The following is a 14335-nucleotide window of genomic DNA, read 5'->3' on the forward strand; positions in this document are numbered from 1 at the left end:
CCCGCCGCTGTCCAGAAGGACCTTTGCGTGAGCGGACCGGATCTTTCAGATTTCGCTACCGCTTTGCGGCGCGTGCGCCCTTGGCCTTCGGCATTTGCCTTGACCGAAAGTGAAGCGCCAATTGCTCGGCACACGTTCGGAGCGGGACCGTGCTTTGCTGTGCCTTGGCCTGGGCTATGGCGCCTGAATAAGACGCGATGACGAAGGTGGCCAAGGCCTCCGCATCGAACGCGCCGGCGAAATCCGCGCGCAGTTTGTCTGCAATGACCTTGCGCCAATTGTCATAGATATTCTCGATCGCCTCCCGAAATTCGGAATCTGCCGCGCAAAGTTCGAGCGCCAGATTGTTGAGCGGGCATCCCAGAATGATCCTGGACCGGTCCAGGGCTGAGGCGATCTGCTCGAATGCCGTGCGTATTCCTTCCTCCGCGCCACGTGCTGACCTGACCGGCTCGAGCCAATGCTTGTCGACGGCTTGCGCAACGCGCTCCTGGATCACGTCAAGCGCGAGAACCTTCTTCGTCGGGAAATGATGGTGGAGGGCGCCCGCCGTCACACCGGCCGCTTGAACGATGTCGTGCGTGCTGGTCGAACGGTAGCCACGCTTCTGAAAAGCGTCCGCCGTTGCATCCAGGATGCGTTTTCTGACTCCGGCGGGATCATTCGTTCGCGAGCGGGTGCTGGCTGGCTTTTTGCTCATGAAACGACTCCCGCGGTGCTGTCGAAATCGTGAGCGGTCTATCGGATTGACAAAAACAGGGCAACCTGTTTGTTTTTGGGCGCTGGTCGGTGTGAGGCAAGAAATTGATGCCCGAGAACGTTCAATCCCGTCGAGAAGCGGCTCGAAGCAGCGACCGCAAGATGCGGCTGTTCTCTGGTCCCCTGAGCATGTTCGGCGCCAAGGTTCAGATCGCAGCGCACGAGAAGAACATCGATTTCGAACTGGTCATGGTCCCCTTCACCATGAAGGAGGGGTACGCGCCAAAGCATCCGGAAGTCCTGCGTATCAATCCGAAGCGCCAGGTCCCGGTGCTGATCGACGGTGACCTCGAGATTTTCGATTCCACTCAAATCTTCGAGTACCTGGAAGACATCAAGCCTCATCCTGCGCTGTGGCCCGCTGCTCCTGCGGCGCGGGCGTGGTCTCGCCGCCTTGAGCACGAATCGGACGAGGTCTACTTCCCTCACATCATCAAGTTGATGCAGCTCTGGAAGACGCCGCAAGATCCCGCCGCGGAGCTCGCGCGCGAGGGTGCCGCCGCCTATTATCGAACCATGGAGAGTGTGTTAGGCGATCGCGAATTTCTCGGCGGCACGTATTCCTTTGCCGACATAGCGTTCTATATGGCCCAGCTCTTCGGCGCCCGGATGGGTGCCGACATGACAAAAGAAACGCCGAGACTTCTGCAATGGCGGCAGCGCATGACGGCAAGGCCGGCCGTCATCAAGGTCGTCGGACCGATGGCCGATTACTTGCGTGGCCAAGGCCTCAGTGTACCCGCGTTTCTTCCGTCACAAGCGACGTGATCAACGCTGCGGCTACTGTTCGTCTCCGGCTACGCCCGCACCACCGCGGGCGGAAACACGATCTCGATCAGCGTGCCGGAACGGCCGCCGGTCTTGATCTGGAATTTGGCGCGGTTGGCTTCGACGAGCGCCTTGGTGAGCGACAGGCTGACAGCCGCACTCTCGGACTGATCTGACGGCGCCCGCGTGCGGAACGGCTCGAGGGCTGCGGCAACCTCATTGTCGTTGAGGCCGTGGCCGGTGTCGCGGACCCGCAGCATCACCTCGCCGAAATCGGACAGCGCCGTCGAGACGATGACTTGGCCGCCGGCATTGGCGAGATGGATCGAATTGCCGATCAGGTTCAGCGTGATCTGGCGCAACGCCTGCGCGTCCGCGATCACAGGCGGCAGCGTGTGCGCGAGCGAAGTGCGGATGATGATGCGCTCGCGATTGGCCTGCGGCTGCATCGCCGCCACGCAGCTCTCGACCAGCTCGTTGAGATTCTGGTTGGTGAAGGCGAGGTCGAGTTTGCCGGCTTCGATCCGGCTGAGATCGAGCAGGTCGTTGACGATGGCGATGACGTGTTCGCCGGCGGCGCGGATGTCCTTCATGTATTCGCGGTACCGCTCGTTGCCGAGCGCGCCGAAACGCTCCCCGATCATCACTTCGGCAAAGCCGATGATGGCGTTCAGCGGCGTTCGCACCTCGTGGCTGATCCGGGCCAGCACGTCGGCCTTGGCGTTGGCGGCGCGTTCCGCCAGCCGCCGCGCCTCCCGCAACTCACTCTCGGTCTTCTTGGCCTGCGAGAGATCGCGGAACACCGCGAAGAAATTCGGGCCGTCCGGGCGGGTACGGCCGATGGTCATCGACAGCGGAATGATGCCGCCCTTGCTTTCGCGGCCGAGCACCTCGCGGCCGTGATCGAGCAGGCTTTCGACGCCGGAGGCCTTGATGCCGGCGAGATATTCGAACACGCCGTGCTGGCTTTCGGGCGCAAAGAGATCGGCGAGATTGCGTTGGACCAGTTCGTCGCCGTCATAGCCGAACAGTGCTTCGGCGCTGCGGTTGGCCGCATGGATGTTGCCTTCGGCATCGAACATCAGGAGGCCTTCGGCTGTGGTGTCGAGGATGGCGGCGAGTTCTTCGGCATTGGCATGGCCGACATCGGACGGTCCGGGAATGTCCAACTCCGCTGCCGGCTCGGCTTGCGAGATGGCAGCCGCGATCGCCGCGCCCTCATGGCGCGTGGTCGAGAAGATCAGGGCCAGCGCCGAATCGCCGTCCCATGAAATCGTGTGGAGGCGGGCCTCGGCCGCCGATGATGGCGCATCTGCATTCGCAGGCCCGCTCGCGGAAATAGTCACCGGCCTGCCGGTGTCCGACGTCGAGGACGCATTCGACGTGCCGGATTCGACATAGAGTGCGTCGAGGCCGCCGGCATCTTCCAGCGCATGCAGGCTGGCATAGCCCATCTGCGTCAGGAAGGCGGGGTTGGCATATAGCAGGCGGTCGAGCCGGTAGATCAGGATGCCGACGGGTAAGAGATCGAGTAGCGCCTTGTCGCGCGCGGCTTCGCCATGCGCGGGCGGTTCGGGCGGCGCCAGCCATTCGGGCGGCTCGCCGGCTGGTTCGCGCGCGAACGATGCGACGGTTGGTTCAAAGATCGTTTCACCGGTGACGTTCGGCACCGTCTCGTTGCCATTCTCGGTGTCGAGCCGCGCCGACAATTGCCGCGCGAGTTCGTCGAAGGCGCTGTTTTCGACCGGCGTCAGCGATAGCGGCTTCGCCTCGCCGGGGGCGCGGAATGGCACGACGTTGGGAGCGTCCGCGGGCAATTCCATCACGGTGTCCTTCACGGCTTCGTTGGCGCTTTCCTTGACGCTTTGCTCGACGCTTTCCTCGGGAGGTTCCACGGGGGTTTCCAAATCGTTTTGATGTGAAGTCTCGGCGGCAATCGGTTCGGGCAACTCGTCGACCAAGGGCGGTGCAACGCCCGTCGGGCTGGGCAATTCCGGGGCGGGCGGTTCTTGCAGCATTGCCGTCTCGCCGGACAATTCCACCAGGCGCAGGGCGGCGAGCCGGGCCAGCGCATCGAAATCGCGGCAGACGCCAAAGCCGCGATAACCGATGAAATTCCGCTGCCCATCGAAAATCGGCAAACCGGACAGTTCAACCGGCAGCGTGCCGCCGCCATCGACCGGCCAGTTCAGCAAGATGCCGCTCCAGGTCGCGCATGTGGCGAACGCCTTCATCACCCGCCCGTCGGGATCGAGCGCAAATCTCTCGGCGATCTCGCGCCATGGCCGCCCGAAGCCGGCCGTGGTGCGCGGGCCGATCAGGCCGGTGAATTCGTCGGTGCCGAGCGTGAAGCGGCCTTCCCGATCCATCTGCCAGGTGAAGCGCAGCGGCAGGCGGCGCGTCGGCTGGCCGGCGAATGCGTCGAGCGCCGGGAATGGCGTGCGTGGAGGAGGCTCAGTCGCAGCCGGCTCCTCCGCGGCGGCAGGCTCGGCAAACGCATCGAACAATGCAAACTCGGCGGGCGCTTCGCCCGATTGCGCGGGCTGTTCGTAATCGGGAGCCGGCTGCGGCGCTTGCTCCGTGACGGGCGCGCTCTGCTGCGGGGCTGGCATTGACGCTGTGGCCTCGGGCTGCATCTCGTTCTCGGGCTGCTCATGCGCCCGCGCCGGTCGCGGCGCGATCAGCGCGATGTCGCCGGCTGCGATCAGAACACCATGGCTGCCATTGGGAAAGTCGAACCGCGAACAGCCGCAGGTCGCAAGCATGCCGGGCGCTGCGCCAAACCCCTGTAACCGCTCCAGGCGGATGGCGCCGTTGGCGAGCAGCCGCCCTGCGAGCCGCGCGATCTGCCGCCGGTGCCGGTCGGCCGGTCCGAAGGTCTTCTCTGTAAAGGCTGCGGCGCTGGCGGCGCCGAACAGGCGGGCGCCGGCCGGATTGGCCCACAGGATCCGCCTGCCGTCGGCCGTCCACAGCCATGCAGGCAGGCGGCTCGCCGCATAGGCCGCCAATCGCGGATCGCTCTGCGTCCGCCACTGAAATTCCGCGTCCTTCATCGCAACTACAAGACCGTTCGGCGTCACGATCGGCAGCCAGAATGCCGACAGCGTTAAGGAATCGTTACTATCGCAAGCCGGCGGCGGCAGGTCCACGGCCCGGCGGGCCGGCGGTAATCTAAGCGGCGGATAACCTTAACCCCGGCTGGACCCTTCGGCTGGTCGCCGCGTTGGGTGGTTGCAGACGGCCGTCAAGGGTTCAACGGGGAACCTTCCCGGCGCCGCATCCGTTCCCGGAGCGGCCCCTGACAGTATCCGGACGCAATCCCAGCCAATGCAAAGGAACGCACCATGAGTGACGACGTGCGAGACCGTTTCGAGATACCCAAGGAAATGCGATCGATGGCGGAAGCGAGCCTGGAGCAGGCCCGCAAGACGTTTGAGAAATTCGTCGCCGCCGCGCAGACCACCGCCGATACCATCGAGGAGCGCAATGCCTCGATGCGCGAGGGCGCCAAGGACGTCAGGCAGAAGGCTGTCGCCAATGCCGAGAAGAACGTGCAGGGCTCGCTCGATTACGCGCAGTCACTTCTGAAGGCCAAGGATCTGGCCGAGGTAACGCGGCTGCACAGCGAATATGTGCAGGGGCAAATGCGTGCGCTGGCGGAGCAGGCCAGTGAAATGAGCCAGATCGTCGGCAAGGCCGCCCTGGATGCGGCGAAGCCGAAAGCCTGACACCGCCCGCAGCAGCAGTATTGCAGCCGCGAAATGGACCGGATGGAAAGCGCATCCGGTGCGGGTTGCCGATGTGGCGTCGCACCAGAAATTGCAGTGCGCTGCACAAATTTGACACGATATGGGTGCTTATTGGGCGAGCCCGTGGATGGGCAACTTCCGTGAGTGCGTGTGTACGTGATCCCTTTCGGCGTTCCGGTCATCCGCCCGGCACCGCCAGGGGAACATCGATTAACCCCATTGTGAAGGATGCAAGCCGTGACCAGCTCCACCGATCCCTTCTCCGCCGCCATCATTCCCTTTGAAGTTCCCGAGCAGATGCGCGCACTCGCCGAAAAGGGCGTTTCGCAGGCCCGCGACAGCTACGCCAAGTTCAAGGATGCAGCCGAAACCCATAACGGCACCATCGAGGCCGTGTTCACCACCGCCAGCAAGGGCGCCGGCGAGTACAACGCCAAGCTGATCGAGTTCTTCAAGGCCAACACCTCGTCCTCGCTCGATTTCGCGCAGGAGCTGCTCGGCGTGAAGACGCCGGCAGCAGCGCTTGAGTTGTGGACCGCGCACGCCAAGAAGCAGTACGAGACCTTCACCGCGCAGGCCAAGGAGCTTGCCGAGCTTGGCCAGAAGGTTGCGACCGAGACCGTCGAGCCGATCAAGGCCTCCGCCTCGAAGTACTACAAGCCCGCCGCCTGATCGGCCCGCATCGCCGACGAAAAGCCCGGGCGAAAGCGGCCCGGGCTTTTTGCTGTCACGGGGACCATTTTGCGGGCCCGGCGCGATCCGCGTTTGAACGCAACACGCGCCCAAAACGACTATAATGAGACGCTTCCCGGCCTTGCCAAAGGCCGGCGTTGCACCTAGTTTCCGGCCCATTCGCGCCCCCTTTTTGGGGCCCCGCAAAGGATGCAGTTGTAGCTCAGTTGGTTAGAGCGCCTGTCTGTGGAACAGGAGGTCGGTGGTTCGAGCCCACCCAACTGTACCAGCCTTCACTCCCCTGAATTGCCGCCGGCCCGCCGCGACACTTGTGCTGTGGCGCGTTGTCCAGCCGTGCTTGCCAAGCCCCACCCGTTCACCCACTATTTCGGGAATCGTTACGGCTTGGGGGAATTCATGGCGATCTTTCGGATCGAAAATTTTCAGCTCGGATTGTTGCTTGCCGCCGCACTCGCGGTTTCGATCTCGCCCGCCGTCAGTCAGACCTACACACCCGAACAGGAGCAGGCTTGCACTGGCGATGCATTCCGGCTCTGCAGTTCGGACATCCCGGATGTCAGCCGCGTCACCGCCTGCATGGTGCGCAACAAGTCGCAGCTCTCGCCGGCTTGTCGGGCGCACTTCCGTCCCGAGTCCGATGAAATCACGGCCCGGCCGGTGGGCCGGCCGACCATCATCCGGCCGGCAGCCCCGCGCAAGGCCGCTGCCGCCAAGCCGCGCAACGTCAAAAAGCCGAAAAAACCCGCGCTTTGACGGCGGCGCACCGTTTCAAGGCCTCTTTTCGCGACAGACTGACGCTTGCTAGCGGCCGATTCAGTGAACATCTCCCATGGGGAAGAGGAGAGGGTTCATTGATAAATCACGGTAAAGAACTCGACCGGCATTTTGCCTGGTTCGAGAGGAAGCTGCCGCCGGGGCCGGCGAAGTTCGTCGGCTGGGTGCGCAAGCCGTCGTCGATCTACGTCCGAGTACCGCTCGCCATACTGCTGGTCGCCGGCGGCTTTCTCAGCTTCCTGCCGGTGCTCGGCCTCTGGATGCTGCCGCTCGGACTCCTTTTGTTCGCGCAGGACATCCCGCCGCTGCAGAAGCCGTTGTCGCTGGGGCTTGGATGGATCGAACGCAAATGGCTCGAACGGCAGCGCGCAAAGCTTGAACGCGAGCGCACAAAAGGCGCGCAGTGAGCCAGGCAAAGCGGGCTTTTCCGATTCCTTCTCGCGTCACCGGGGCTGCACGGTGTGACTCAAAAACCAGCCTTATGGGCAATTAAGTGGCTTCATCGCGGCGGGTGATAAATTTTTCTTTCACGAATCACCGCGCTGATTCATTTTCGGCTTCTGGGGTCAACTGGAGGCCAAGGTATGAACGTAATTGTTTTCGCATCACGTAAGGGGGGCTCGGGAAAGAGTACCCTGGCTGCTCACCTCGCTGCCCATGTTCACAAGGCAACGAAGCCCATCCTGCTCGTCGATGCCGATCCGCAGGGCTCACTTACGCTCTGGCACAAATTGCGCGGCACCAACGAGCCGCCGATCAAGCCCGCGGTGAATTCCGTCAGCGGCATCGTCGCTGCCGCCAAGCGCGACGGCATCGAATGGGTATTCATCGACACCCCGCCGAATTTGTCTGCCGTCGTCGACGATGCGATCCGTAACGCCACCATGGTGATCATTCCGGCGCGGCCCGGCGTGTTCGACGTAAACGCGGTGCAGGAAACCATTCAGACCTGCCGTTCGGCGCGCAAGCCCTACGCGGTTGTGATCAACGGTGCGCCTGCCGAACGCGACGGCGCCGAGAGCCGCATCGTCAGCATCGCGCGTGAAGCGCTGGCGAAATTCCGCGCGCCGGTGTGGAGCGGTCAGATCACCAACCGCGCCGATCTGATCATGGCGCTGAGCCAAGGCGAAGGCGCCCGCGAATACTACGCGGAAGGCCGGGCGGCTGCGGAGATCAGCAGGCTGTGGGGCGCGATCGAACGTTCGATCAAGGCGATTCGCGGGACGGCGTCGGCATCGGGCGCCATGCACAAGCAGGCGGCGTAACAACGCCGCTCTCGATCTGCCGGCTGATAAAGAACGCGCGGGCTCCGCGCGTTTTTCTTTTTGATGGTTCGTCGTCATTCCGGGATGGTGCGTTAGCACCAGACACGGAATTACAGTCTGTTACGCCACCATCAGCACGTAGAACACGACGACCGGCGACAGCGTCAGGATCACCGACCAGACGCCGACGGCCCACAGAATGTCCTCGGTTGAAAAGCCCTGTTCAGGAATGCCGTTGTTCTCGAAATGCACGACGCGGCCCCGCGTTTTCTGTTGTATGGGGATGTTGAATACGGGAACGGCTTTAAGAAGCCGGTTGCGATTTCGCTTGCATTTGACCGCACCTGCTACCGCCGATTAACCACCGCCATGTCTGGTTAACATTCCGTGACCGCATGGCGTCAAAGTCGATCGAACCCTCGCCCGTAGCGTTGGATTTTATGCGTATGGATCTCCCGCTCAGAAAAACGACGGGGGAAAAGCGATGAGCGCTCACGAAAAGAAATTTCCGATTGCCGAGTACGCCCAGAGCATGCACGACGTTTTTCTGGTGTCGTCATTCGCCTCCTGGGCGATGCTGCTCGGCTTCGCGCCCGTGATGGCCTATCGCCTGCTGGTCAGCTAATTCCATTTCTCCCTCTCGCCATCGGGCGAGAGGGAGCCGATGCCATCCTTAAGCCCGCCGCAAAAGCTGTGGGCTCCGCCGCTCGATCTCCTCGTCGAGCAACGCTGCCAGCTCTGCGCTTATCTCCACCATCGGCAGGCGAACCTCGGCGCTGTCGATCAGTCCGTTGCGCGCCAGCCAGTATTTTGCGGGCGCCGGGCTCGGCTCGGCAAACAACAGCCGGCTCAGCCGGGAGAGTTCCTTCCAGCACGCCCGCGCGCCGTCGCGGTCGCCCTGCGCGAGCAGCGTGCGCAGCGATGCGAAGGCTTCGGTCTCCAGATGCGCCGACAACAGGATCGCGCCATCGGCTCCGTCGGCGAGCGCGTCGTGATACTCCGCGTCTTCGCCGGTCAGCACGCGAAAGCCTGCTGGCCGTCTCGCCAGAAAGTCAATCGACTGCGCGCGGTCGGCGCCGCAATCCTTCATGCCGACGATATTTGGATGCAAGGCAAGCTGCAGCAGCGTCTCGTTGGTGAGGCTGACGCCTGTCCGGTAGGGAATGTTGTAGAGCACGATCGGCCATGAAGCGTGATCGGCGAGCGCGATGAAGTGCTGCACGAGGCCGCGCTGCGACGGCCGGATGTAATAGGGGCTCGCGATCAGATAGCCGTCGATCGGCCAGGTCGCCGTCTCATCCAGCGCATCGAGCATCTTCGCGGTGGAGGCGCCGGACAGGCCGAGCAGGATCGGCAAGTGGCGCCGGCTGGCGGAGAACTCGCTCTGCGTCAGCGTCACCAGCCGCTCCAGTTCGCCTGCGCGGAGCGACATGCCTTCGCCCGACGTCGCCGCGAGAATGAAGCCGTCGACGGGGCCAGCCGCATAGTGTCGGACGAGCCGGCGCAGCGACGCCTCGTCGAGTTCGCCGTCGCGAAATGGCGTGATCAGCGGCAGCCACAGGCCCTGCAGCCGGCTTGCCAGGTCGTTGCTTGCCAGGTCGTGGGTCGAAGGGGCAGTCATCGTTCCATCTCCTTGTGGATAAGCGCCGGAGACGGGACCAACAAAAAACCCCGTCCAGACGGCGGGGTTCGGGATCGTGGGTTCGCTACAGACTAGCGCGCGCGTCGATCTCGGGCCCCCGGATGGGGACCTTTTTTCGACGACAGTGCTGCGCACGAACTCGTGATCATGTGCGGATGATGGAGGCCGAGAACCTCAATGTCAATCTGTGCGGGAACATGACGCTGACGCGAAAAAAAGCCGGGCCCAAAAGAGCCCGGCTTGAGGTATTGGCCACGTGAGGCCGACACAATCACCTTCCAAGAGGGATTACTGAACCGCCGCGTCACTGGAGGAGGGGGACATATGCGCGACGCGACCGCTCAGCGTTTAAGCACTATGATCCTCATCAGTGCCCTGCAGCAACCATCCAAGCCGCATGTCAGTCATGCGGAGAGCGGGGCCTCTATAAAATAGGCTAATCCGGAAAGCGGAAGAACGAGCGCCACCGTTTTTACGAGGGCCAGCGCTGCGCCTTGCTCACCACGAAGTCGCGAAACACCTGCACGCGTGCGACCGTCTTCAGTTCCTCAGGGTAAACGAAATACGTATCCACCGCGATCGAATCGGTTTCGCCGAACAACTGCACCAGGCGGTTGTTCTCCTCGACCAGATAGTCGGGCAGGGCGGCGATGCCGAGCCCCTGCTGGCAGGCGCGAACGAGCCCCAAGATGTTGTTCACCTTGAAGTAGGCCTCGCGCGGGCCCGAGCCGTTGCGGCCGGCGTCGATCAGCCAGCTTCGGTTCTGCAGATGCGGCGGCACCTGCGCGTCGCCAAGCATGATGATGCGGTGCGAGTCGAGGTCGTCCAGCGTCCGCGGCGTACCGAAGCGCTTGATGTATTCCGGCGAGCAATAAGCATGGAAGCCGATAGAGAACAGCTTGCGCTGGATCAGGTCGGGCTGGGTCGGCTTTCGGGTCCGGATCGCGACGTCGGCCTCGCGCATCGACAGGTCGAGATCCTCGTCGGTGACGATCAGCGAGATGCGGATATCAGGATAAAGCGCGGTGAATTCATCGAGCCGCGGGATCAGCCAGTTGATGCCGAGCGCGGGCGGCGTCGTGATCTTGAGGTCACCGCTCGGCCGCTCGCGGCTGTCGGTGAGTTTTGCGCGCGCCGCCTGCAACTGCATGAAGACATCATGCGCCGTGCGGAACAAAAGATCGCCCTGCTCGGTGAGGATGAGCCCGCGCGCGTGGCGGTGGAATAGCGACACCGCAAGCTCCTGCTCCAGCGCGCTCACCTGCCGCGATACCGCGGATTGCGAGAGCCCCAATTGCTCGCCGGCATGGGTAAAGCTTCCCGCTTCCGCCGCCGCGTGAAAGACCTTCAGCTTGTCCCAGTCCATGTCAAATCCGTCTCGTGTTCTAGGCATGACTATTCAGCCGCCGCGCGATCGCTCGCGCGCAAAGCCAGGAAGCGTTCGGCCTCAAGGGCTGCCATGCAGCCGAGGCCGGCAGCCGTAACCGCCTGGCGGTAGGTTTCGTCAGCCACGTCGCCGGCGGCGAATAGGCCGGGGATCGAGGTTGCGGTCGAGTTCGGCGCCACCTCGACATAGCCTGATGGCCTCAGCTTGATCTGGCCTTTGACAAGGTCGGTTGCCGGCGCATGCCCGATGGCGATGAAGACGCCGTCGGCCGCAACACTCGTGAGTGTGCCGGTCTTGACGTTCTTCAGGCGCACATGGGTGACCTTGCTCGGGTTCTCGGCGCCGCAGATCTCGTCGATCGCCGAGTCCCACACCACCTTGATCTTCGGATTCTTGAACAGCCGGTCCTGCAGGATGCGCTCGGCGCGGAAATGATCGCGGCGATGCACGATCGTGACCTGCGAGGCGAAGTTGGTCAGGTACATCGCTTCCTCGACCGCGGTATTGCCGCCGCCGACCACGATCACCTCCTTGCCGCGGTAGAAGAAGCCGTCGCAGGTCGCGCAGGCCGAGACGCCAAAACCCTTGAACTTTTCTTCCGAGGGAATGCCGAGCCAGCGCGCCTGCGCGCCAGTGGCGAGGACCACGGTTTCCGCCAGATAGACATCGCCGCTATCGCAGGTCAGGCGGAACGGCCGCTGCGCCAGTTCGAGTTTGTTGACGAAATCGGTGACGATTTTGGTGCCGACATGGGCCGCCTGCTTCTCCATCTGCTCCATCAGCCAGGGGCCCTGGATGACGTCGGCAAAGCCCGGATAGTTTTCCACGTCGGTGGTGATGGTGAGTTGTCCGCCGGGCTGGATGCCCTGAATCAGCACCGGCTCCAGCATCGCGCGCGCCGCGTAGATCGCCGCGGTGTAGCCGGCGGGGCCGGAACCGATAATGACGACCTTGGCATGAATAGGCGCAGGCATCGGCGGATCCCTCTCTTATTCGGGGGTTTGTTTTGACTTTGAGCAGAAGCGCCTGGAAGGAGGTCGACGGCGCTGAAAGTGTCAAATCCAAGTCTAAGATATCTGGGTAGCTATGCAAGAATTGCAATTCATCCCAGCGAATTTTCCCCGGAACTGAAGTAACAATCGCGAAATATGGCGTCGCGCGCGCAATAAAATTGCGCAAGCTGCTCGGCGTGCGCTAAGAGAGTTGCCAGTAGGCCAGCCCACGCGGCCAGAATTAGGGAACCCGACGCGCGTGTCGAAGAATCTTGACGAAATCGACCTTCGAATCCTTGCCGAAATCCAGGCCGACGGCCGAATCACCAACGTGGAACTGGCCAAGCGCGTCGGTATCTCGCCGCCGCCCTGCCTGCGCCGGGTTCGCACGTTGGAGGAAGAAGGCTACATCCAGGGCTACCGGGGCCTGTTGGATCCGCGTCGGCTAGGCTTCGACGTCACCGTGTTTGCTTCGGTCCATTTGTCCAGCCAGGCGGATGCGGATTTGCGCGCGTTCGAGGATTTTGTCCGCGCCGAGCCGCTGGTGCGGGAATGCTGGATGCTGTCGGGCGAAGTCGACTTCATCCTCAAATGCGTCGCGCCCGACATGGCGACGTTTCAGGATTTCGTCACGCACCTGACGGGCGCGCCGCATGTGCGCAACGTCAGGACGTCGCTGGTGCTGCACAATTCGAAATATGAAGCGGCCGTGCCGCTCGATGTGAAGGTGGCGGGGTGAGATTGAGAGTCATTCCGGGTTCGCGTCTTTAACGCGCCCCGGAATGACGTGCTTAGGAAACTGCGCTCAGCTTTTATTTCTTCCGCATCGCATCGACGCTGTACGGGCCGCCGCCTGCAGTGGAAAGATAAAGGCAGGCGAAGCAGAACAGGATCGCGAGCGTGCCGCCGTTGATGAGCGGAAAAAAGCTCCTCGGCGCATGACCGATGAAATAGGCAAAGGCCATCTCGCCGGCGAGAATGAAGGCGACGGGCTGCGTGAACAGTCCGAGCAGCAAGAGCCCGCCTAGAATCAACTCAATCGCACCGGCGGCTCCCGATAGCGACATCAATTGCACCTTGTTGAGGAAGGCGTAAGCGTTACCCTCCGGAATTGTCGGAAACTTCAGAATCTTCGCGACACCGTACTGAAACAGCAATAGCCCGGTGATGAAGCGAAACAGGCTCAGCGCCGGCGGTTGCCATTTCGCGAGCATCTTGTCGATTTGTTCCATGTCATAGTCCCCCTTTGTTTGACGCGCTAAAACTTAGCGCCACGAGATTACACGGTCTTGTCGGATCGCGTGTGATGCCGACACAACACCCCTGAGATTGAATCATTCCCCTTCACCGCGCCGCTTCGCGACATTGTTGCGATTGCAGCGCAGCGCGATGCCGCCTCGGCAACAGCCTGCAGCTCATCGCCGCGGATGCTTCGCAACGCCGGCATGCTCCGGTCTAGTTAGTTATAATCTATAAACATTGTCCGGGATTCGGATATTCTGAAATCCGCCGCACCACTACTCACATTCCTGTCAGTACAGCAGCAACAAAAAAGCCGCGTGGAAAACGCGGCTTTGTCGCAACAGTAACTTGCAGGTGACTACAGCATGATCCGGAAACGTGGATATCGGATTTCCGAAGAGATCATGCTCTAGCGCCACTCGACCTTGGTGATCTCGTAGGCCTTGGCGCCGCCGGGAGCCACGACCTCTACGGTCGAGCCCTTCTTCTTGCCGATCAGGGCGCGAGCCAGCGGCGAGGTGATCGAGATGCGGCCCTTCTTGGCGTCGGCTTCCGGTTCGCCGACGATCTGCCACACCGCTTTCTTTTCGGTGTCCTCGTCGACCAGTGTGACGGTCGCGCCGAACTTGACGGTGTCGCCGGACAGCTTCGAGATGTCGATGATGTCGGCGCGCGCGAGCTTGTCCTCGAGCTCGGCGATGCGGCCTTCGTTGTGCGACTGCTCTTCCTTGGCCGCGTGATATTCCGCGTTCTCGGAGAGATCGCCATGCGAGCGCGCCTCGGCGATATGCTCGATGATGCGCGGACGCTCCACCGACTGGCGCTGCTTCAATTCGACCTCCAGGGCGGCATACCCGCTAGCAGTCATCGGAACCTTGTCCATCATCTCTTTCCGTCCTTCCCTCGTGCGAGCCGCCAGAAGTTGCGCGCACGAGCCATGCTTTCGATTTCGATCAGGAACTCGACACACAAACCCGCCAGCCCGTTGATTTTAGGCCCCGTCAGGGGCCTTACAACATCAAACGGGCGGTGGGTTCCAGCCATGCCGGCTTATTGCCGATCGT

At 62.4% G+C, this 14335-nt stretch carries 16 protein-coding genes and 1 tRNA gene; 9 read left to right on the forward strand and 8 right to left on the reverse strand.

The genetic code is table 11. The features are described from left to right. Positions 1-55 precede the first annotated feature (55 nt). Positions 56-700 carry a TetR/AcrR family transcriptional regulator gene (locus tag CQ13_RS35155; RefSeq protein ID WP_057847351.1) on the reverse strand — a complete coding sequence of 215 codons (645 nt, stop codon included), beginning with the start codon at positions 698-700 and terminating at the stop codon, positions 56-58. 107 nt (positions 701-807) lie between these two features. Between CQ13_RS35155 and CQ13_RS35160 the strand changes: the two genes are divergently transcribed. Next, positions 808-1527: a glutathione S-transferase family protein gene (locus CQ13_RS35160; protein WP_197427544.1), complete on the forward strand. Its 720-nt coding sequence runs from the start codon at positions 808-810 to the stop codon at positions 1525-1527. 29 nt (positions 1528-1556) lie between these two features. Here the strand turns inward: CQ13_RS35160 and CQ13_RS35165 are convergent, their stop codons facing one another. Continuing rightward, entirely contained in the window at positions 1557-4580 is a 3024-nt protein-coding gene (locus CQ13_RS35165) for a PAS domain-containing protein (RefSeq protein WP_057847480.1), read from the reverse strand. Positions 4581-4871: 291 nt separating this feature from the next. On the opposite strand from CQ13_RS35165, the gene CQ13_RS35170 reads away from it, so the two are divergent. From CQ13_RS35170 to CQ13_RS35195, 6 genes are all read left to right on the forward strand, one after another. Then, the gene (locus CQ13_RS35170) at positions 4872-5255 is read left to right on the forward strand and encodes a phasin family protein (RefSeq protein WP_057847353.1); all 384 of its coding nucleotides are present in this window, start codon (positions 4872-4874) and stop codon (positions 5253-5255) included. 258 nt (positions 5256-5513) lie between these two features. Beyond that, entirely contained in the window at positions 5514-5948 is a 435-nt protein-coding gene (locus tag CQ13_RS35175; protein ID WP_057847481.1) for a phasin, read from the forward strand. A gap of 212 nt (positions 5949-6160) precedes the next feature. Next, a tRNA-His gene (locus CQ13_RS35180) sits at positions 6161-6237 on the forward strand. A 128-nt stretch (positions 6238-6365) separates the two neighbouring features. After that, complete coding sequence (locus tag CQ13_RS35185) at positions 6366-6722, forward strand: hypothetical protein (RefSeq protein ID WP_057847354.1); 357 nt, start codon at positions 6366-6368, stop codon at positions 6720-6722. A 98-nt stretch (positions 6723-6820) separates the two neighbouring features. Next, positions 6821-7150, forward strand: coding sequence for a hypothetical protein (locus CQ13_RS35190; protein ID WP_057847355.1), 330 nt, complete (start codon positions 6821-6823; stop codon positions 7148-7150). Positions 7151-7327: 177 nt separating this feature from the next. Next, positions 7328-8008, forward strand: coding sequence for a ParA family protein (locus tag CQ13_RS35195; RefSeq protein ID WP_057847356.1), 681 nt, complete (start codon positions 7328-7330; stop codon positions 8006-8008). Positions 8009-8128: 120 nt separating this feature from the next. Here CQ13_RS35195 and CQ13_RS46630 read toward each other — a convergent pair whose 3' ends face one another. Continuing rightward, complete coding sequence (locus CQ13_RS46630) at positions 8129-8260, reverse strand: hypothetical protein (RefSeq protein WP_283807561.1); 132 nt, start codon at positions 8258-8260, stop codon at positions 8129-8131. Positions 8261-8492: 232 nt separating this feature from the next. Between CQ13_RS46630 and CQ13_RS43810 the strand changes: the two genes are divergently transcribed. Then, positions 8493-8633, forward strand: coding sequence for a hypothetical protein (locus CQ13_RS43810; protein ID WP_156434095.1), 141 nt, complete (start codon positions 8493-8495; stop codon positions 8631-8633). A 48-nt stretch (positions 8634-8681) separates the two neighbouring features. On the opposite strand, the gene dapA is transcribed toward CQ13_RS43810, so the two are convergent. The 3 genes from dapA to trxB form a co-directional block, all read right to left on the reverse strand. Then, positions 8682-9629 (reverse strand): 4-hydroxy-tetrahydrodipicolinate synthase, encoded by a 948-nt coding sequence (gene dapA, locus CQ13_RS35200; protein WP_057847357.1) that lies wholly within the window; start codon positions 9627-9629, stop codon positions 8682-8684. 493 nt (positions 9630-10122) lie between these two features. Next, entirely contained in the window at positions 10123-11043 is a 921-nt protein-coding gene (locus tag CQ13_RS35205) for a LysR family transcriptional regulator (protein ID WP_028350191.1), read from the reverse strand. A 2-nt stretch (positions 11044-11045) separates the two neighbouring features. Next, on the reverse strand, positions 11046-12011 hold the full coding sequence (gene trxB / locus CQ13_RS35210) for a thioredoxin-disulfide reductase (protein ID WP_057847358.1): 966 nt from the start codon (positions 12009-12011) through the stop codon (positions 11046-11048). Between the two features lie 277 nt (positions 12012-12288). Here trxB and CQ13_RS35215 point away from each other — a divergent pair, with 277 nt between their 5' ends. Further along, positions 12289-12768, forward strand: a complete 480-nt coding sequence (locus tag CQ13_RS35215; RefSeq protein WP_057847359.1) for an Lrp/AsnC family transcriptional regulator — start codon at positions 12289-12291, stop codon at positions 12766-12768. Positions 12769-12841: 73 nt separating this feature from the next. Here CQ13_RS35215 and CQ13_RS35220 read toward each other — a convergent pair whose 3' ends face one another. Together CQ13_RS35220 and greA are read right to left on the reverse strand one after the other, a co-directional pair. Further along, entirely contained in the window at positions 12842-13252 is a 411-nt protein-coding gene (locus CQ13_RS35220; RefSeq protein WP_057847482.1) for a DoxX family protein, read from the reverse strand. Positions 13253-13680: 428 nt separating this feature from the next. After that, the gene (greA, locus tag CQ13_RS35225; RefSeq protein ID WP_141686413.1) at positions 13681-14154 is read right to left on the reverse strand and encodes a transcription elongation factor GreA; all 474 of its coding nucleotides are present in this window, start codon (positions 14152-14154) and stop codon (positions 13681-13683) included. Between the last annotated feature and the right edge of the window lie 181 nt (positions 14155-14335).

The sequence above is a fragment of the Bradyrhizobium retamae genome, assembly GCF_001440415.1.
Taxonomy (GTDB): domain Bacteria; phylum Pseudomonadota; class Alphaproteobacteria; order Rhizobiales; family Xanthobacteraceae; genus Bradyrhizobium; species Bradyrhizobium retamae.